This window comes from Bradyrhizobium sp. TM233 (genome assembly GCF_036247965.1).
Taxonomy (GTDB): Bacteria; Pseudomonadota; Alphaproteobacteria; order Rhizobiales; family Xanthobacteraceae; genus Bradyrhizobium; species Bradyrhizobium ottawaense.
In genome coordinates this window covers 100,573-117,275 of record NZ_BTIG01000014.1, presented here as the reverse complement: position 1 = coordinate 117,275, position 16,703 = coordinate 100,573, and the positions used below count along the sequence as shown (strand labels likewise).

Below are 16,703 nucleotides of genomic sequence, written 5' to 3'. Positions count from 1 at the left end.
ATCATAGCTCGCCGCTACGCGGCGCCCCGGAATGACAGCATCAATACAAGCGACAGACAATAAGAGGTAAGCCCGCCATGAATTTCGATTTCTCCGACGACCAGAAGCAGCTCCGCGATCAGGCGCGCAAATTCCTCGCTGAAAAATGCTCCCCCAAGGCGGTGCGAATCGTGCTCGACGGCAAGGCACCCTATGACAAGGAGCTGTGGAAGGGCCTCGCCGAGATGGGCTTCCTCGGCGTCGCAATCCCCGAGGAGTTCGGCGGCGCGGGCGCCGGGCATCTCGAGCTCTGCGTGATCGCGGAAGAGATGGGCCGGGCCAATGCGCCGGTGCCGTTCTCCTCGACGGTTTACCTCGCCGCCGAAGCGCTGCTGATCGCGGGCAGCGAGGCGCAAAAGAAGAAATGGCTGCCGGCGATTGCCTCGGGCGAGGCGATCGGCACGCTGGCGCTGTTCGAGGGCAAGGGCAATCCGTCGCCGAAGAACGTCAAGCTCACGGCCGCGAACGGTGTCCTGAACGGCGTGAAGAAGCCGGTGGCCGACGGCGCCATCGCCGGCTTCGCGGTGGTCGCGGCGCGCAACGGTTCGAGCGGGCGCGAGGCCGACATTTCGCTGTTCCTGGTCGATCTCAAAGCCGGTGGCGTCGAGGTGAAAAGCCTCACCAATCTCGATCCGACCCGCGGGCAGGCCGAGATCACCTTCAAGGACGCTAAGGCCGAGCCGCTCGGGGCTGCCGGCGAAGGCTGGAGCATCCTCACCCAGGTGCTCGACCGGGCCGCGGTGCTGTGTGCCTTCGAGCAGGTCGGCGGCTCCGACCGTGCGCTGGAGATGGGCCGCGATTACGCGCTCGACCGTATCGCCTTCGGCCGCCAGATCGGCTCGTTCCAGGCGGTCAAGCACATGCTTGCCGACATGTATGTCTCGGCGACGCTGGCGCGCTCCAACAGCTATTACGGTGCCTGGGCACTTTCGACCAACGCGGCTGAATTGCCGGAAGCCGCCGCTGCCGCGCGCATCAGCGCGACGCAGGCGTTCCAGCACTGCGCCAAGAACAACATCCAGGTCCACGGCGGCATGGGCTTCACCTGGGAGTTCGACTGCCACATGTACTACCGCCGCGCCAACGCCATGGCGCTCGGGCTCGGCAGCCTCAGCTATTGGGAAGACCAGTTGATCGACCGCATGCGCAAGAAGAACGCGGCGTAATCCGCCGCTCGTGTCCCGGACGCGATGCGGCATGTAATGCCGCTTCGCAGAGCCGGGACCCGGAAGCCGCAATGGACCCCGAATCTGCAACGCATCACTTCGTGCTGCGCAGCGTCCGGGGAACGAACCGAGAGATGAGACCATGAACTTCGACGACACCCCGCAGGAAGCCGAGTTCCGCGCCACCGCGCGCGCCTGGATCGGTGCGAATGCGCCCAAGCAATACGAGGACGAGCTGCGCAAATCCTCGCTTGGCCGCACGCAGTTGAAAAACGCCAACATTCTCGACGTCGCAAAAGCCTGGCAGAAAAAGAAGGCCGATGCCGGCTGGGCCTGCCTCCATTGGCCAAAGGAATATGGCGGCCGCGGCTCATCGCCGATCGAGCGCGTGATCTGGCAGCAGGAAGAAGGGCCGTTCGGACTGCTGTCCCGCATGTTCATCATCGGCCACGGCATGTGCGGGCCGACCATGATGGCGTTCGCGCGCGAGGAGCATAAGCGCACCTATTTGCCGCCGCTGGCCTCGGGTGAAAAGATCTGGTGCCAGCTGTTCTCCGAACCGGCCGGCGGTTCCGACGTCGCCGGCCTGCGCACGCGCGCGGAAAAAGACGGCGACGACTGGATCATCAACGGCCAGAAGATCTGGACCTCAGGCGCGCATTATTCCGACTACGGCATCTTGCTCACGCGCACCGATCCGACCGTGCCCAAGCACAAGGGCCTCACCATGTTCTTCCTGGACATGAAGAGCCCGGGTGTCGAAGTGCGGCCGATCAAGCAGGCGAGCGGCGCCTCGGATTTCAACGAGGTCTATTTCACAAATGTGCGTATCCCTGATCATCAGCGCCTCGGCGAGGTCGGTGACGGCTGGAACGTCTCGCTGACCACGCTGATGAACGAGCGCAGCGCGATCGGCGCGGCCGTCGCGACCGGTTTCCCCGAGCTGTTCGAGTACTGCTCCAGCCTGATGCTCGACGACGGCCCCGCGATCGAGGATCGCGCGGTGCGCTCGAAGCTGGCGAACTGGGCGGTGAAGGCGAGCGGGCTGAAATACACCAGCATGCGCGCGATCTCGGCGCTGTCGAAAGGCGAGCGGCCGGGACCGGAAAATTCCATCGGCAAGCTGGTGGCGGGCTCGATGATCCAGGACGTTGCGACCTACGCGTTGGACCTGCAGGGTGCGGGCGGCGTCGTCAGCGGCGAGGATGGCGAGCTCGCCGGCCGTTTCCAGGCGATGCTGCTGCGCGCGCCCGGCACCCGCGTCGAAGGCGGCACCGACGAGATCATGCGCAACATCATCGCCGAGCGGGTGCTGGGCCTGCCCGGTGATATCCGTGTCGACAAGGACGTGCCGTTCAACAAGATCCCGACGAAGGGACGATGAGTTTCGTAGGGTGGGTTAGCGCAGCGTAACCCACCGTTGGCTGCAACGACGCTCGACAGAAGTGGTGGGTTACGCCTTCGGCTAACCCACCCTACGCACCGCGCAAGGATTGAGAGGTCCGCCATGAATTTCGACGACACCCCGCAGGAAGCCGCGTTCCGCGCCTCCGCGCGCCAATGGATCGACGCCAATGCGCCGAAGGAGTTGCATGCCGAGCTGTCAAAATCCTCGCTCGGCCGCATTCGCCTTGCCAGCCACGACATCGTCGATGTCGGCAAGGCCTGGCAGAAGAAGAAGTTCGAAGGCAATTGGGCCTGCCTGCACTGGCCCAAGGAATATGGCGGCCGTGGCGCGACGCCGATCGAGAAGGTGATCTGGCAGCAGGAAGAGGGTGTCTACGGCAAGCTGACGCAGCCGTTCCAGATCGGCGAGGGCATGTGCGGCCCGACCATGATGGCCTTCGGCAGCGAGGATGCCAAGCGCCGCTATTTGCCGAAGCTCGCTTCGGGCGAGGAGATCTGGTGCCAGCTGTTCTCCGAGCCGTCCGCAGGCTCGGACGTCGCGGGCCTGCGCATCCGTGCGGAGAAGAAGGGCGACAATTGGGTGGTCAACGGCCAGAAGATCTGGACCTCGGGCGCGCATTACTCCGACTACGGCCTTCTGATTGCGCGCACCGATCCGAACGTGCCCAAGCACAAGGGTCTCACCATGTTCTTCCTGGACATGAAGAGCCCCGGCGTCGAGGTGCGGCCGATCAAGCAGGCCAATGGCATGCAGGAGTTCAACGAGGTTTATTTCACCGACGTCGTGATCCCCGACAGCCAGCGGCTCGGCGCCGTCGGCGAGGGCTGGAGCGTCTCGCTGACCACGCTGATGAACGAGCGCATGTCGATCGGCTCGCGCCTTGCGACCGGCGTGCCTGAGATGTTCGAGTTCTGCTCCAATCTGATGCTGGAAGATGGCCTCGCGATCGACGATCCCGCTGTGCGCTCCAAACTCGCGAGCTGGGCGGCGAAGTCGAGCGGGCTGAAATACACCAGCTACCGCACGATCTCGGCGCTGTCGAAGGGCGAGCGGCCGGGCCCGGAGAATTCGATCGGCAAGCTGGTGTCGGGCATGATGCTGCAGGACATCGCGACCTACGCCATGGACCTCCAGGGCGCGGCCGGTGTTCTCACGGGCAGCGACGAGGAGACCGTGCAGGGCCAGTTCCAGCAGATGCTGCTGTCTTCGCCCTCGATGCGCATCGCCGGCGGCACCGACGAGATCCTGCGCAACATCATCGCCGAGCGCGTGCTCGGCCTGCCGGGCGACATCCGCGTCGACAAGGACGTGCCGTACAACAAGATCCCGACCAAGGGGCGGTGAGGTTACCGTGTCCCGGACGCGCGAAGCGCGAGCCGGGACCCAGAGGCCACAATGGGCCCCGGCTCTGCAGCGCACCGCTGAAGAAGCGCTGCGCTGCGTCCGGGGCACGAAAACGAGGCAAGTCATGGACGCCAAAGTGCCCAACGCCAAACACTCCACCCAAGACCGCATCGGCGTGCTCGAAGAACTGCTCAACGAGCGCTACTCCGTCCGCGCGTTCCTTCCCAAAGAGGTCGACCGCGCGACCATCGAGCATGTGCTGACCACCGCGCAGCGCACCGCGTCCTGGTGCAACAGCCAGCCCTGGCAGGTCATCATCGCCAGCGGCGAGGCCAAGGAGCGCTTCCGCAAGGCGATCTACGCGGAAGCTTCAGGCGGTCTCGGCGACGATTACGATTTCACGCCGCCGCGCGAATATGTCGGTGTTTATCTGGAACGCCGCCGCGAAAGCGGCTTTCAGCTCTACAACACGCTCGGCATCACCAGGGGCGACAGAAGCGCCTACGCCAGGCAGGCGCTGGAGAACTACAATTTCTTCGGCGCGCCGCATGTCGCCATCATTCACACCAACGAGCCGCTCGGCATTTACGGTGCGATCGATTGCGGCGCCTATGTCGGCAATTTCATGCTGGCCGCGCAGGCGCTCGGGCTCGGCACGATTCCGCAGGCGGCGCTCGCGCGGCATTCCGGACTGATCCGCCGCCACTTCAATCTGCCCGACGATCGCCGCGTCGTCTGCGGCATTTCGTTCGGCTATGCCGATGACGCCCACAAGGTCAACAGCTACCGCACCTCGCGTGCCAGCGTGGCCGAGACCGTGACCTTCGCGGACGAATGATCATCGCTGTCGGACGCGCGCGAAAACGGCCGTGAGAACGGCCGCCTTCGTCTGTCCGGTCCGTGAGGACGCCGGCCGTCAGCCGCCGCTGCCGCCGATCACGGCCCGCACGGTCTCGTCCGGGCCAAAATCCTCGGCGCCGTCGACATAGAGCAGCGCGGCGAGCTTCGAGCGCGCGCGATTGACGCGGCTCTTGATCGTGCCGACCGCACAGCCGCAGATCGAGGCCGCGTCCTCGTAGGAGAAGCCGGAGGCGCCGACCAGAATCAGCGCTTCACGCTGGTCCTGTGGAAGCTTGTCGAGCGCCGTGCGGAATTCCTCGAATTCGAGATGCGCGTTCTGCGACGGCTGTGTCTTCAGCGTCTTGGCGTAGTTGCCTTCGGCGTCCTCGACCTCGCGCCGCCGCTTGCGATAGTCGGAGCGGAAAAGGTTGCGCAGGATCGTGAACAGCCATGCCGGCAGATTGGAGCCGGGTTGGAACGAGTCGATGTTGGCGAGCGCGCGGAGCAGCGTCTCCTGGACCAAATCGTCGGCGCGGTCCGCATTGCCGCTGAGCGAAATGGCGAACGCGCGCAGACTGGGCACGGCCGCCAGGATGTCGTTACGCAGGGAGTCCGTGAGAGGCATTAGTCCCTCCCATTGTTGTCGTTGGATCCGCCCTCATTTCCCACGTGGGGTGTCGCTCCCGGCGCATCAAGCTTCTTGATCAGCTCTGCGAACCGATCTGGAACCCCTTGTCGCACGACATCATCATACATGGCGCGCAACTGGTGCCCGATCCGGGATTGAATCTCCGGAGTGAGGCCTCCCTTGCCGGGGGTCGTGCTTCTGCTGGCTTGAGACTTGAGATCTTTCATGACCTGTTCCACGTTTCCCCGAGTTAAGTGACTGTAAAATCGAGAGGTTTTCTCAACCGGGAGCCGTTCCCTGGATAGGCTCAATTCGAGGTTCGAGAAAAAGTTCCCGCTCGGACGGAACTTTTCTTGGCCTGAGGCGTAATCAGCCCAGCAGGGGAACCCGGGCCCCCCTCGGATTGCCTGGACCTTAAGGTTGGCCCGAAGATGAATGGAGTGGGGATGTCCCGTTCACAGCTTGTTGCTGAACACTTGCCGTTGTTGCGCCGGTACGCACGCGCCCTGACCGGCAGCCAGGCCTCCGGTGACGCCTATGTCGCAGCCATGTTGGAAGCCATGCTGGGGGATCCGTCGGTGCTCGACGAGAGCCATGGGCCGCGCGCGGGCCTGTTCCGGCTGTTCACCCAGATCTGGAATTCGGTCTCCGTCAACGATGATTCCGAGGTGACGACCTTGCCGATGCCGCCGGAGCGGCGGCTGTCGAACATCACGCCGTTGCCGCGTCAGGCCTTCCTGCTGCTCTCGCTGGAGGGATTTTCGGAAGAGGAAGTCGGCTACATCCTCGGTACCGACGTGGCCGAGACGCGGCGGCTTGCAGACGCGGCAGGCCGCGAGATGGCCGCCGAGATCGCCACCGACGTGTTGATCATCGAGGACGAGACCTTCATCGCCATGGACCTCGAGAGCCTGGTCAAGAATCTCGGCCACAATGTCGTCGGCGTCGCGCGCACGCATGCCGATGCGGTGGCGCTGGCCAAGAACAAGCGGCCCGGCCTGATCCTCGCCGACATCCAGCTCGCCGACGGCTCGTCGGGTCTCGACGCCGTCAACGAGCTGCTGCGCACGTTCGAAGTGCCGGTGGTGTTCATCACCGCGTACCCGGAGCGCTTCCTGACCGGCGAGCGCCCGGAGCCGGCCTTCCTGATCTCAAAACCGTTCCAGCCCGCGATGGTTTCGGCGGTGGCGAGCCAGGCGCTGTTCTTCCAGCGCAACTCGCGCAACCGCACACCGAAGGCGCCGGCGGCTTAATAGGGCTGGCCATTTGGCGAAACGATCCGATCCGGCGTGCTGCAAGGCACGCCGGATTTTTCGTGTCGCTTGACGTGCGTCGGCTTCGCCGCTCATACCTCCTGCATTGATCTCAGCCGGAGATGTGCCCATGGACCAGCAACTCCTCGATCGCCTCGCCATCCGCGATCTCGTCGAGAACTGGGCGGTGTGGCGCGATGCCGGCGACTGGGAGCGCTTTGCCACGGTCTGGCACGAAGAGGGCTGGATGTCCGCCACCTGGTTTCAGGGGCCGGCGCGGGATTTCATGCGCGTCAGCCAGGAGGGATTTGCCAGGGGCGTTCGCATCCTGCATTTCCTCGGCGGCACCAGCATCGACCTCGCGGGCGAGCGGGCCATCGCGCAGACCAAGATGACGATTTCGCAGCGCGCCCTGGTGCATGACGTGCTGTGCGACGTCGTCTGCACCGGACGCTTCTACGATTTCCTGGAGAAGCGGCAAGACCAATCAGGAATTGGGAAGTGGGGCATCGTCCGCCGCCAGCCGATCTACGAGAAGGACCGGATCGACCCGGTCGATCCCGCCGTTACCCTCCGCCTCGACCAACAGGCGCTCGCTGCGCTCCCCGAAGGCTATCGCCACCTCGCCTACATGCAGGAGCTGATCGGCTACAAGGTCAAGCGCGACATGCCGGGCCTGATCGGCCCCGAGGTCGAGAAGCTCTATGGCGAAGGGCGGCAGTGGCTGGCGGGGAAGTGACCCCCAGAAAAAAAGTAAGGCGCGACTGGCATCACCACAGTCGCGCCCTACGTCACCGGCTTATGGGGCAGGGGGGAATAGCCGGCTGTTGAGACGACTCATTTCCGCGCGAGTCGTTCCACCACGCGCGGAATATTTTGTGCACGTTGTCGCATTTGTCGCACACGGTTAAGTGATCGTAACTGCTGAGAACCCCTGATCCTTCCCCGGCGTTGTTCCCGTGATCGCCATGGGGCGAGGGACCGACAGCCATGTCTCAGATTCATAAGGTATTTTTGAGTGCCGTCGCCGTTGCTGCGACGCTCGGTGCCGTGCAACTGGCCTCGGGCCATGATCTGGCGGACCGCTGGCAGGCGGTCGCCGACAAGGCCGACAAGCCCAGCCACAACGTCAATCGTACCGGCAAGGCCGACCGGCTCGCCGAGATCAAGCAGGCAGGAGTTCCGACCCGCACCGTCTCGATGCGGCTGAACGACCTCGCCGACACCTCGGTGCTGCTGCGGGTCCCCGCCGTGATCGAAACCGGCAATGCCAAGCCGCCGGTGCTGCTGAACCAGAAGAAAGTGCGCAACCGGCCGACGATCGCCTGCGAGCCGATGGTCAGCTCCCTGACCGAGGTCGCAAAGCTGCTCCAGCCCGGCCGCTGCGTGACCTGATCCGCCTAGGCACTGGAGAGATCGTCCTCCCGCCGGGAGGGCGATTCTTCACGTCCACTTGATCCCCCCTGCGCTCGCGTTATATCCCGGGTTTCTTCCCCTTCGTATTGACCGGGTAAACGCATGACGACGTCAGACACGGCTGTGCATACGCAGCCCTTCCAGGCCGAGGTTTCCGAGCTTCTGCACCTCATGGTGCACTCCGTCTATTCCGAGACCGACATCTTCCTGCGCGAGCTCGTCTCCAACGCCTCGGACGCGTGCGACAAGCTGCGCTATGAGGCGATCGCAACCCCTTCGCTGCTCGGCGAGGGCGACGCGCTCAAGATCCGCATCATCCCGAACAAGACAGCCGGGACGCTCACGATCGCCGACAACGGCATCGGCATGGAGCGGCAGGAGCTGATCGACCATCTCGGCACCATCGCCCGCTCCGGCACCAAGGCGTTCGTGTCGAAGCTGAAGGAGGCCAAGGACGGCCTTGGCCTGATCGGCCAGTTCGGCGTCGGCTTCTATTCCGCCTTCATGGTCGCCGATAAGATCGCCGTGATCAGCCGCCGCGCCGGCGAGAGCGACGTCTGGACCTGGACGTCCTCCGGCGGCTCCGGCTTCGAGATCGCCCGTGCCGGCGACGAGGAGGCGGGGCGACTGACGCGCGGCACGGAGATCGTCCTGCATCTGAAGGACGACGCCAAGAAATATCTCGAGACCTTTGAGATCGAGCGCATCATCGGTGCCTATTCCGACAACATCCTGTTCCCGATCGAGCTGGTGCCGGAAGAAGGCGAGCCCCGCCAGATCAATTCAGCCAGCGCGCTGTGGCAGCGCTCGAAATCCGAGCTGACCGCGGAGGACTACAAGAAGGCCTATCAGCAGATCGCCTCCGCCTTCGACGATCCCGCGATGACGCTGCATTACCGCGCCGAAGGCCGCTACTCCTACGCGGTGCTGCTGTTCGCGCCCTCGACCAAGCCGTTCGATTTGTTCGAGCCGAACCGCAAGGGCCGGGTGAAGCTCTACGTCCGCCGTGTCTTCATCACCGACGATGCCGATCTGTTGCCGGGCTATCTGCGCTTCATCCGCGGTGTCGTCGACAGCGAGGATCTCCCGCTCAACATCTCCCGCGAGATGCTGCAGAACAATCCGCAGCTGGCACAGATCCGGAAAGCCGTGGCGACCCGGGTCGTGTCGGAGCTCGAAAGCCTGGCCGAGAAGGATCCGGAGAACTTTGCGAAGATCTGGGACGCCTTCGGTGCGGTGCTCAAGGAAGGCATTTACGAGGACTTCGAGCGCCGCGAAAAGCTGCTGGCACTGTCGCGCTTCACCACGACGTCAGGCGAGAAGCGGTCGCTGAAGCAGGTTATCGCCGACTTCAAGCCGAACCAGACCGAGATCTATTATCTCGTCGGCGACAGCATCGAGCGGCTGAAATCCAATCCGCGGCTTGAGGCTGCGACCGCGCGCGGCATCGAGGTGCTGCTGCTGTCCGATCCCGTCGATGCGTTCTGGACCTCGATGCCGTCGGAGTTCGACGGCAAGCCGCTGAAGTCACTCAGCCAGGGCGATCTCAATCTCGACCTGATTCCGCGCGTCGACGACAAGGACGAGGCAAAGAAGGACGAGCCCGAGGCGGATGAAGCGGCCACCATCGCCGTGATCAAGGCCGCGCTCGGCGAACGTGTCAGCGACGTCAAGGCCTCGACGCGCCTCACCAGCTCGGCCTCCTGCCTCGTCGCCGACAGCCAGGGCCCGAGCCGCGAGCTCGAGCGCATCCTGTCGCAGCAGAACCGCGGCATGAAGACCAAGCCGATCCTGGAGATCAATCTGCGTCATCCGATGGTGGGCGCGATCGCCAAGGCGCAAGCCGGCTCGAAGGCGGTCGACGATCTCAGCCTGCTCCTGCTCGAGCAGGCGCAGATCCTGGACGGTGAACTGCCGGAGGATCCCGCCGCGTTTGCGGCGAGGCTGAACCGGCTCGTGCTGCAGGGACTCGGCGCCTAGCGCCGCAGCCCGCGGCGCTCACCTTGCCGTCATCTGTCCCTAGGAACAGTCGCCTCCGGCCTGGTGTTATGCCATACGAGGCCGTCGGCATCAGATCCGCCGACGCCGTCGATTCGAGGACTAAGTCCATGCGCCTGTCGATTTTGACCCTCACCGCGATTGCCACGCTGGTCGTCGCGGCGGATGCTAGCGCCCAGACCTATGATCCGCGCTACCCGGTGTGCATGCACGTTTACACGCCCGGCGGCGGCTTCGGCGGTGGCGGCGGCGATTATTTCGACTGCTCCTTCACCTCGCTGCCGCAGTGCCGTGCGACCGCGTCGGGCCGCTCGGCCAGCTGCGACGTCAATCCCTACTACGCCTTCGACCAGCCGCAGCCGCGCCGGCGTCACAAGAAACAGCAATAGCGATCTGCGATGCAACGCACCGGAACACAGTTTATGCGCTTCTCGTTCGGCCTGATCCTGACCGCCGGCGCACTGCTCACGCCCGCGTCCGCGAATGCGCAGACCTTTGATCCGCGTTACCCCGTCTGCATGCACGTCTATTCAGGTGCGAACGGGGGAGGTGGGGAGTGGTACGACTGCTCCTTCACCTCGTTGCCGCAGTGCCGCGCCACCGCGATGGGCCGCTCCGCAATCTGCGATCTCAACCCGTATTATCCGGTCCACGCGCCGCCGGAGCGCTTGCGCTACAGGCGTAGCGGCTAGCGTCGGGCGGACCGGCGCTTCCGCCTCGCGGGCAGTGCAGCCGTTATTCCTTCCTGGCTCCCGATAGCTCCACCACCTTGCGCCAACGGCTGGTCTCGTCCGTCAGCATGCCGCCGAACTCACTGGCGTTGCCATGCAGCGGGATGGCGCCGAGTTCGGCGATACGGGCCTTGATCCCGGAATCGGACAGCGCAGCATCGATCTCGCGATTGAGCAGGTCGACGATCTCGCGCGGCGTGTCGCGCGGAGCGCCGACGCCGTAGAACGAGCTCGTCTCAAAGCCGGGCAGCGTGTCGGAGATGGGAGGCACGTCGGGCAGGATCTCCGAGCGCTCGCGCGTGGTGATGCCGAGTGCGCGCAGCTTGCCGGCGCGCACCAGCTCGAAGGATGAGGTGACGTTGTCGAACATGCCCTGGATCTGGCCGCTCATCACATCGGTCAAGCCCGGTGCCGAGCCGCGGTAGGGCACGTGGGTGAACTGCACGCCGGCCATCGACTTGAACAATTCGCCCGAGAGGTGCAGCGAGGTGCCGATGCCGGAGGAGGCGATCGATATCTTGCCGGGGCTGGCCTTGGCATAGGCGATGAAGTCGGCGACGGTCTTGACCGGCAGGTCGTTGTTGACGACCAGCACCAGCGGAATCCGCGCGACGCCGGCGACCGGCGCGATGCTCTTGGCGAAATCATACGGCAGCGCCGGATCGAACGAGGCGTTGATCGCATTCGCGGTCGAGGTCAGCAGCAGCGTGTAACCGTCGGGTGCCGAGGTGATCACGGCCTGTGTCCCGATATTGCTGCCGGCACCCGGCTTGTTCTCGACGACGAAGGTTTGTCCAAGCCGGTCGGACAGCCGCTGGCAGAGCAGCCGCGACAGCACGTCGGTGGCGCCGCCCGGTGCATAAGGCACCACCCATTTCACGCTGTGCGAGGGATAGGAGGGGTTGCCGAGGGCAAAAGCGCGCGGCGCGGTGAGCGCGGCTGCGGCACAGGCGGCGGTCTGGAGGAAATGCCGTTTGGTGATCATGATCTGTATCCCCACTCTCGCGTTGCTATCGCAAGAATTGCGCCGCCGCGCACGCCGATCCCGCCGGCTTGGTAAAGGATCGCTAGAGTTAATCGCGTACTAACCGAGTTTTACCTTGTCTCTTAACACCTGGGCAGGGCGCGCGGGCTAAGGTGCCGGAACCAGCAGACACGTTCCGAAAGAATGAACGGCATGACGATCGGTGTCATCGAACGACCGAAAGCCGCGCGCGCGCCGTCGGCTTCGAAGATCTGGCTGAAGGCCATCGAGCTCACCGCGCGGATCGAGACGCTGCCGGGACGTCTTTTCGCCGACGTCATCGACGATTGGGCGCAGCGCCAGCCCGACCGCGTCGCGCTGATCACGGACAACGCAAGTCTCGACTACGAAGACCTGTCGAAGCGCATCAACCGCTACGCGCGCTGGGCGCGCTCGGCCGGCGTGGCCAAGGGTGACACCGTCGCGTTGATCATGCCGAACGGCATCGATTATGTCGCGGCCTGGCTCGGCATCAGCCGGATCGGCGGCGTGGCGGCGCTGCTCAACACCAAGCTGGTGGGACAGTCGCTCGCGCATTGCCTCGATGTGGCAAAGCCCTCGCATATCATCGTTGCGCATGAGCTGACAGCGCTGCTGGAGAGCGCAACGCCGCATCTGAAGACGCAGGCCAAGGTCTGGACGCATGGCGATGCCCGCTGCGAGCGCGCCATCGATGTCGCCCTCGCGGCGCTGGACGACGCTTCCCTTTCGCCGGAGGAGCGCGGTGAGGTCACCATCGACGACCGTGCGCTATTGATTTACACCTCGGGCACGACAGGCCTGCCGAAGGCCGCCAGCATCAGCCACCGCCGCATTCTCAATTGGGGCTTCTGGTTCGCCGGCCTCACCGGCGCGAGCCCGCAAGACCGGCTCTACGATTGCCTGCCGCTGTTCCACTCGGTTGGCGGCATCGTCGCGCCCTGCAGCATGCTCGCTGCCGGCGGCTCGGTGGTGATCGCGGAGAAATTCTCGGCCTCGCATTTCTGGTCCGACATCGCGCGCCACGACTGCACGCTGTTTCAATATATCGGCGAGCTCTGCCGCTATCTGCTCAAGGCGGCGCCGTCGGAATATGAGAATCGGCATCGTCTCCGCCTCGTCTGCGGCAACGGCCTGCGCGGCGACATCTGGGAGGACTTTCAGGCCCGTTTCGCCATTCCCCGTATCCTCGAATTCTATGCGGCCACGGAAGGCAATTTCTCGCTGTTCAACGTCGAGGGGCAGCCCGGCGCGATCGGGCGCATCCCGCCGCTGCTGGCGCATCGCTTCCCTGCCAATCTCGTCAAGCTCGACCCCGACAGCGGCGTGCCACTGCGCAACGCAGAGGGGTTTTGCCTCGCCTGCGCCCGCGGTGAGGCCGGCGAAGCCATCGGCCGCATCGGCACCGCCGACGAAGGCGGCGGCCGTTTCGAGGGCTACACCGACACCGGCGAGACCGAGAAGAAAGTCCTTCGCGATGTCTTTGCCCGGGGCGATGCCTGGTTCCGCACCGGCGACCTGATGCGGATCGACGACAAGGGCTTCTTCCATTTCGTTGACCGTATCGGCGACACGTTCCGCTGGAAGGGTGAGAACGTCGCGACCTCGGAGGTGAACGACGCGATGCGCGATTTCACCGGTGTGGTCGACGCCACCACCTACGGCGTCAGCGTCCCCAGCGCCGACGGCCGCGCCGGCATGAGCGCGATCGTCGTCAACGAGGGCTTTGACATTGCGGCATTGCCCGCACATCTCGCGCAGCGCCTGCCGGCCTATGCGCGCCCCGTCTTCATCCGCATCTCCGGCGAGATCGATGCGACCGAGACGTTCAAGCAGAAGAAGGGCGAGCTCGCACGGGAAGGCTTCGATCCCGCAGGGATCTCCGATCCGCTGTTCATCGCAGACCCGAAGTCCGGGGCCTATGTGGCGCTCGATACGGAGGCCCATGCGCGAATCGTGGACGGCTCGATCAGGCTGTAAATCCCATCAAAATCCGCAGATAGGTCCAATTTTATCTGAATTGTCCAAGAAGCCATTTACTTCTCTCGGGTAAACAGGCGGCCATGGGGAGGCGGCCAGCAAGAGCCGCCGCAACGCCAACGATAACAAAGCGAGCCAGCCATGTCGGTAAGGTCTAAGGTCATCGACGCGATCCAGCAGATCGCCAAAGAGCAGCACGTCACGCTTCCCGCACTCTCGGACGATCTGTCGCTGCACGAGACGGGTTTCGACTCGCTTGCCTTCGCCATCCTGGTTGCGCGTCTCGAGGATGAGACCGGCGTCGACCCCTTCACCATTTCCGAGGACGCAGCATTCCCCGCCACGGTGGGCGATTTCGTGCGGGCCTACGAAAATGTCCCCGCGTGAGATCTTTGCGCTTCGCGACCATCTCGGCGCGGAGCTGACCGGCCGTACGCTGTCGGACGCGCACAGCTGCGTGTCGCTGACCGATATCCTGACGCAGACGGTTCTGGGCGGCCGCCTGCGGGAATTGTCCGGCCGCTCCGTGCTGCTCAAATTGTCCGACCAGCTGCGGTCGGGCCTCGCCATGATCGAGCTCGACGGCATCGCCCGTCGCATGCTGCTGTGCCCGCCCGATCTCAATCCGGCGCATCTCGATGCATTGATCGCCGATGCCGGGATCGATGCCGTCGTCACCGACGAATCCGAGCGCTGGGCCGGGACTGGTGTCCCGCTCGTCGTCACCGCGCAATTGCCGCTTGAAGCCACCGCGCCGGTCAAGACCGAACGCGCGACGGAATGGCTGATGCTCACCTCCGGCACCTCGGGTGTGCCGAAGATCGCCGGCCACACGCTGGAAGCGCTGACCGGTGCGATCGTTGCCGAAGGGCCCGCGCGCGGCGCGGCGCCGGTCTGGGCGACCTTCTACGACATTCGCCGCTACGGCGGCCTGCAAATCTTCCTGCGCGCCGTCCTTTCCGGCGGCTCGATGGTGCTGTCGGATCCGCACGAGGCGCTCGGCGATCACGTCGCGCGGCTGAAGGCGCGCGGGGTTTCGCACATCTCCGGCACGCCCTCGCACTGGCGCAAGCTGCTGATGAGCGGTTCGGCCGCGCAGTTCGCCCCGGCTTACGTCCGCCTCTCCGGTGAAATCGCCGACCAGGCGGTGCTCGACGGGCTGAAGGCGGCATTCCCCAATTCCTCCGTCGGTCATGCCTATGCCTCGACCGAAGCCGGCGTCGGCTTTGCCGTCAATGACGGGCTGGAGGGCTTTCCGGCCGACTATCTCGGCAATCGCAATGGCGTCGAGATGAAAGTGGTCGACGGCTCGCTGCGTATCCGTTCGACGCGCACCGCGCATGCCTATGTCGGCCGCAATGCCGCCGCGCTCACCGACGGCGACGGATTCGTCGACAGCGGCGACATCGTCGAGCTGCGCGGCGAGCGCTATTATTTCGTCGGCCGCCGCGGCGGCATCATCAATATCGGCGGGCTGAAGGTCCACCCCGAAGAGGTCGAGGCGGTCATCAACCGCCATCCCGACGTGCGGATGTCGCGGGCCAAATCGCGCAAGAGCCCGATCACCGGTGGCATCGTGGTCGCCGACGTGATCCTCACTCAGGGCACCGATCCCGCGCGCGCGAAGGAGATCCGCGACCAGATCCTGGAGCGGTGCCGCGCGCAGCTCGCGTCCCACAAGGTGCCGGCGGTGATCCGCTTCGTCGAGGCGCTCGACGTCACCCCGGCCGGAAAACTGGCGCGCACCGATGCATAATGTCCTCGTCACCGGCGGCAGCCGCGGCATCGGCCTTGCGATCGGCAAGCGCCTCGCCGGCGCCGGATACAACGTGGTCGCGGCCGCCCGGCGTGAGAGCGAGGAGCTCAGGGCCGCGATTGCGGAGTCCGAAGGGCGCCTGCATTTCCGCGCCTGCGACCTTGCCGTGATCGACGCCATTCCGGCCTTTGCAAAGCTCGTGCGCGACGAGTTCGGCCCGACCTACGGCCTCGTCAACAATGCCGGCCTCGGCACCGAAGGCCTGCTCGCCACCATGCATAACTCGGAGATCGAGGCGCTGGTGCAGCTCAACGTGCTGTCGCCGATCATCCTCACCAAATATGTCGCGCGGCAGATGATGGCCGACGGCGCCGGCCGCATCATCAACATCTCCTCGATCATCGCGACCACCGGCTATAACGGCTTGTCCGTCTATGGCGCGACCAAGGCGGCCGCCACCGGCTTCACCCGCTCGCTGGCTCGCGAGGTCGGCAAGCTCGGCATCACCGTGAACGCGATCGCTCCGGGCTTCATCGACACCGAGCTCACGCACAACCTGTCCGACGAGGCCCGCAAGCGCATCGCCAGCCGCAGCGCGCTGCGCCGCCTGCCGGAGACGGACGACGTCGCGCGCATGGTGGAATATCTCTTGGGGGAGGGCGGCCGCAACGTCACCGGGACCGTGTTTACCGTGGACGCGGGGAATACGGCCTAAGCGGAACTCCGCCGACATGATTGCGTTGATCCGGCAATGACATCCAGCCGGATTTGGTCGTAAGATGCCCCGCAATCGATTGGGTTACGTCAATCGATCTGCCCTAATCGACAGGGAGCAGTCCATGACCACGCCCAACATGACCGCTTCAAATCCGGGCCGGACGGAGCAATCCCGCGCGAAGCCGGACGATGTCCACTGCCCGCCAATGACGCATCAGAATTCCGGCGGTCACGGCCACGAAATATACCCGCAGCAATTCGTGCGCCTGGTCGGCTGCCACGGTGCGTCTCTCGACAGCTCGAGCAAGCGTCAGGACGAGAAGCTGCACTAAAGCGCGATGCGATCAGGATGAATCGTCATCGCGCTTTATGTTGTTTGAGCATGATCTTTTCGGAAAACCACTGCGCGCTTTTCCGGATCATG

At 64.6% G+C, this 16,703-nt stretch carries 18 protein-coding genes; 15 read left to right on the top strand and 3 right to left on the bottom strand.

Annotation, left to right across the window (positions count from 1 at the left end):
- Positions 1 to 77: 77 nt before the first annotated feature.
- The 4 genes from AABA86_RS25525 to AABA86_RS25510 all read left to right on the top strand — a co-directional run bounded on the left by AABA86_RS25525 (position 78) and on the right by AABA86_RS25510 (position 4,795).
- A complete protein-coding gene (locus tag AABA86_RS25525; protein WP_338308838.1) occupies positions 78 to 1,205 on the top strand; it encodes an acyl-CoA dehydrogenase family protein in 1,128 nt (375 codons plus the stop codon).
- A gap of 142 nt (positions 1,206 to 1,347) precedes the next feature.
- Positions 1,348 to 2,589, top strand: coding sequence for an acyl-CoA dehydrogenase (locus AABA86_RS25520; RefSeq protein ID WP_338308837.1), 1,242 nt, complete (start codon positions 1,348 to 1,350; stop codon positions 2,587 to 2,589).
- Between the two features lie 123 nt (positions 2,590 to 2,712).
- The gene (locus AABA86_RS25515; RefSeq protein ID WP_338308836.1) at positions 2,713 to 3,957 is read left to right on the top strand and encodes an acyl-CoA dehydrogenase; all 1,245 of its coding nucleotides are present in this window, start codon (positions 2,713 to 2,715) and stop codon (positions 3,955 to 3,957) included.
- Between the two features lie 124 nt (positions 3,958 to 4,081).
- Positions 4,082 to 4,795, top strand: coding sequence for a nitroreductase (locus tag AABA86_RS25510; protein ID WP_338308835.1), 714 nt, complete (start codon positions 4,082 to 4,084; stop codon positions 4,793 to 4,795).
- A gap of 78 nt (positions 4,796 to 4,873) precedes the next feature.
- Here the strand turns inward: AABA86_RS25510 and AABA86_RS25505 are convergent, their stop codons facing one another.
- Together AABA86_RS25505 and AABA86_RS25500 are read right to left on the bottom strand one after the other, a co-directional pair.
- Positions 4,874 to 5,422, bottom strand: a complete 549-nt coding sequence (locus AABA86_RS25505) for a sigma-70 family RNA polymerase sigma factor (RefSeq protein ID WP_018316216.1) — start codon at positions 5,420 to 5,422, stop codon at positions 4,874 to 4,876.
- Positions 5,422 to 5,652, bottom strand: coding sequence for a NepR family anti-sigma factor (locus AABA86_RS25500; protein ID WP_028139965.1), 231 nt, complete (start codon positions 5,650 to 5,652; stop codon positions 5,422 to 5,424). The genes AABA86_RS25505 and AABA86_RS25500 overlap by 1 nt, the downstream gene beginning before the upstream one ends.
- A gap of 219 nt (positions 5,653 to 5,871) precedes the next feature.
- Here AABA86_RS25500 and AABA86_RS25495 point away from each other — a divergent pair, with 219 nt between their 5' ends.
- The 6 genes from AABA86_RS25495 (at position 5,872) to AABA86_RS25470 (ending at position 10,784) form a co-directional block, all read left to right on the top strand.
- Entirely contained in the window at positions 5,872 to 6,678 is an 807-nt protein-coding gene (locus AABA86_RS25495; RefSeq protein WP_026201627.1) for a response regulator, read from the top strand.
- 130 nt (positions 6,679 to 6,808) lie between these two features.
- Complete coding sequence (locus tag AABA86_RS25490) at positions 6,809 to 7,417, top strand: nuclear transport factor 2 family protein (protein ID WP_338308834.1); 609 nt, start codon at positions 6,809 to 6,811, stop codon at positions 7,415 to 7,417.
- Between the two features lie 251 nt (positions 7,418 to 7,668).
- Positions 7,669 to 8,073 carry a hypothetical protein gene (locus AABA86_RS25485; protein ID WP_338308833.1) on the top strand — a complete coding sequence of 135 codons (405 nt, stop codon included), beginning with the start codon at positions 7,669 to 7,671 and terminating at the stop codon, positions 8,071 to 8,073.
- A gap of 123 nt (positions 8,074 to 8,196) precedes the next feature.
- Complete coding sequence (gene htpG / locus AABA86_RS25480) at positions 8,197 to 10,074, top strand: molecular chaperone HtpG (RefSeq protein WP_338308832.1); 1,878 nt, start codon at positions 8,197 to 8,199, stop codon at positions 10,072 to 10,074.
- Between the two features lie 128 nt (positions 10,075 to 10,202).
- Positions 10,203 to 10,481 carry a DUF3551 domain-containing protein gene (locus AABA86_RS25475; protein WP_212252640.1) on the top strand — a complete coding sequence of 93 codons (279 nt, stop codon included), beginning with the start codon at positions 10,203 to 10,205 and terminating at the stop codon, positions 10,479 to 10,481.
- A 33-nt stretch (positions 10,482 to 10,514) separates the two neighbouring features.
- Positions 10,515 to 10,784, top strand: coding sequence for a DUF3551 domain-containing protein (locus AABA86_RS25470; protein ID WP_212252642.1), 270 nt, complete (start codon positions 10,515 to 10,517; stop codon positions 10,782 to 10,784).
- A gap of 43 nt (positions 10,785 to 10,827) precedes the next feature.
- On the opposite strand, the gene AABA86_RS25465 is transcribed toward AABA86_RS25470, so the two are convergent.
- Positions 10,828 to 11,808, bottom strand: coding sequence for a Bug family tripartite tricarboxylate transporter substrate binding protein (locus tag AABA86_RS25465; RefSeq protein WP_338308831.1), 981 nt, complete (start codon positions 11,806 to 11,808; stop codon positions 10,828 to 10,830).
- A gap of 183 nt (positions 11,809 to 11,991) precedes the next feature.
- Here AABA86_RS25465 and AABA86_RS25460 point away from each other — a divergent pair, with 183 nt between their 5' ends.
- The 5 genes from AABA86_RS25460 (at position 11,992) to AABA86_RS25440 (ending at position 16,611) form a co-directional block, all read left to right on the top strand.
- Positions 11,992 to 13,806, top strand: coding sequence for a long-chain-acyl-CoA synthetase (locus AABA86_RS25460; protein ID WP_338308830.1), 1,815 nt, complete (start codon positions 11,992 to 11,994; stop codon positions 13,804 to 13,806).
- A 141-nt stretch (positions 13,807 to 13,947) separates the two neighbouring features.
- A complete protein-coding gene (locus AABA86_RS25455; protein ID WP_008543699.1) occupies positions 13,948 to 14,193 on the top strand; it encodes an acyl carrier protein in 246 nt (81 codons plus the stop codon).
- Complete coding sequence (locus AABA86_RS25450) at positions 14,180 to 15,562, top strand: class I adenylate-forming enzyme family protein (RefSeq protein ID WP_212252648.1); 1,383 nt, start codon at positions 14,180 to 14,182, stop codon at positions 15,560 to 15,562. The genes AABA86_RS25455 and AABA86_RS25450 overlap by 14 nt, the downstream gene beginning before the upstream one ends.
- A complete protein-coding gene (locus AABA86_RS25445; RefSeq protein ID WP_212252651.1) occupies positions 15,555 to 16,277 on the top strand; it encodes an SDR family NAD(P)-dependent oxidoreductase in 723 nt (240 codons plus the stop codon). The genes AABA86_RS25450 and AABA86_RS25445 overlap by 8 nt, the downstream gene beginning before the upstream one ends.
- A 124-nt stretch (positions 16,278 to 16,401) precedes the next feature.
- The gene (locus AABA86_RS25440) at positions 16,402 to 16,611 is read left to right on the top strand and encodes a hypothetical protein (RefSeq protein ID WP_212252653.1); all 210 of its coding nucleotides are present in this window, start codon (positions 16,402 to 16,404) and stop codon (positions 16,609 to 16,611) included.
- Positions 16,612 to 16,703 lie beyond the last annotated feature (92 nt).

Bases quoted from the DNA above. Each gene is read 5' to 3' on its own strand.
- AABA86_RS25445 (WP_212252651.1), top strand. From the start codon at position 15,555: ATGCATAATGTCCTCGTCACCGGCGGCAGCCGCGGCATCGGCCTTGCG.
- AABA86_RS25440 (WP_212252653.1), top strand. From the start codon at position 16,402: ATGACCACGCCCAACATGACCGCTTCAAATCCGGGCCGGACGGAGCAA.
- AABA86_RS25515 (WP_338308836.1), top strand. From the start codon at position 2,713: ATGAATTTCGACGACACCCCGCAGGAAGCCGCGTTCCGCGCCTCCGCG.
- AABA86_RS25520 (WP_338308837.1), top strand. From the start codon at position 1,348: ATGAACTTCGACGACACCCCGCAGGAAGCCGAGTTCCGCGCCACCGCG.
- AABA86_RS25500 (WP_028139965.1), bottom strand. From the start codon at position 5,652: ATGAAAGATCTCAAGTCTCAAGCCAGCAGAAGCACGACCCCCGGCAAG.
- AABA86_RS25450 (WP_212252648.1), top strand. From the start codon at position 14,180: ATGTCCCCGCGTGAGATCTTTGCGCTTCGCGACCATCTCGGCGCGGAG.
- AABA86_RS25490 (WP_338308834.1), top strand. From the start codon at position 6,809: ATGGACCAGCAACTCCTCGATCGCCTCGCCATCCGCGATCTCGTCGAG.
- AABA86_RS25495 (WP_026201627.1), top strand. From the start codon at position 5,872: ATGTCCCGTTCACAGCTTGTTGCTGAACACTTGCCGTTGTTGCGCCGG.
- AABA86_RS25505 (WP_018316216.1), bottom strand. From the start codon at position 5,422: ATGCCTCTCACGGACTCCCTGCGTAACGACATCCTGGCGGCCGTGCCC.
- AABA86_RS25460 (WP_338308830.1), top strand. From the start codon at position 11,992: ATGAACGGCATGACGATCGGTGTCATCGAACGACCGAAAGCCGCGCGC.
- AABA86_RS25525 (WP_338308838.1), top strand. From the start codon at position 78: ATGAATTTCGATTTCTCCGACGACCAGAAGCAGCTCCGCGATCAGGCG.
- AABA86_RS25470 (WP_212252642.1), top strand. From the start codon at position 10,515: ATGCGCTTCTCGTTCGGCCTGATCCTGACCGCCGGCGCACTGCTCACG.
- AABA86_RS25475 (WP_212252640.1), top strand. From the start codon at position 10,203: ATGCGCCTGTCGATTTTGACCCTCACCGCGATTGCCACGCTGGTCGTC.
- AABA86_RS25455 (WP_008543699.1), top strand. From the start codon at position 13,948: ATGTCGGTAAGGTCTAAGGTCATCGACGCGATCCAGCAGATCGCCAAA.
- AABA86_RS25510 (WP_338308835.1), top strand. From the start codon at position 4,082: ATGGACGCCAAAGTGCCCAACGCCAAACACTCCACCCAAGACCGCATC.
- htpG (WP_338308832.1), top strand. From the start codon at position 8,197: ATGACGACGTCAGACACGGCTGTGCATACGCAGCCCTTCCAGGCCGAG.
- AABA86_RS25485 (WP_338308833.1), top strand. From the start codon at position 7,669: ATGTCTCAGATTCATAAGGTATTTTTGAGTGCCGTCGCCGTTGCTGCG.
- AABA86_RS25465 (WP_338308831.1), bottom strand. From the start codon at position 11,808: ATGATCACCAAACGGCATTTCCTCCAGACCGCCGCCTGTGCCGCAGCC.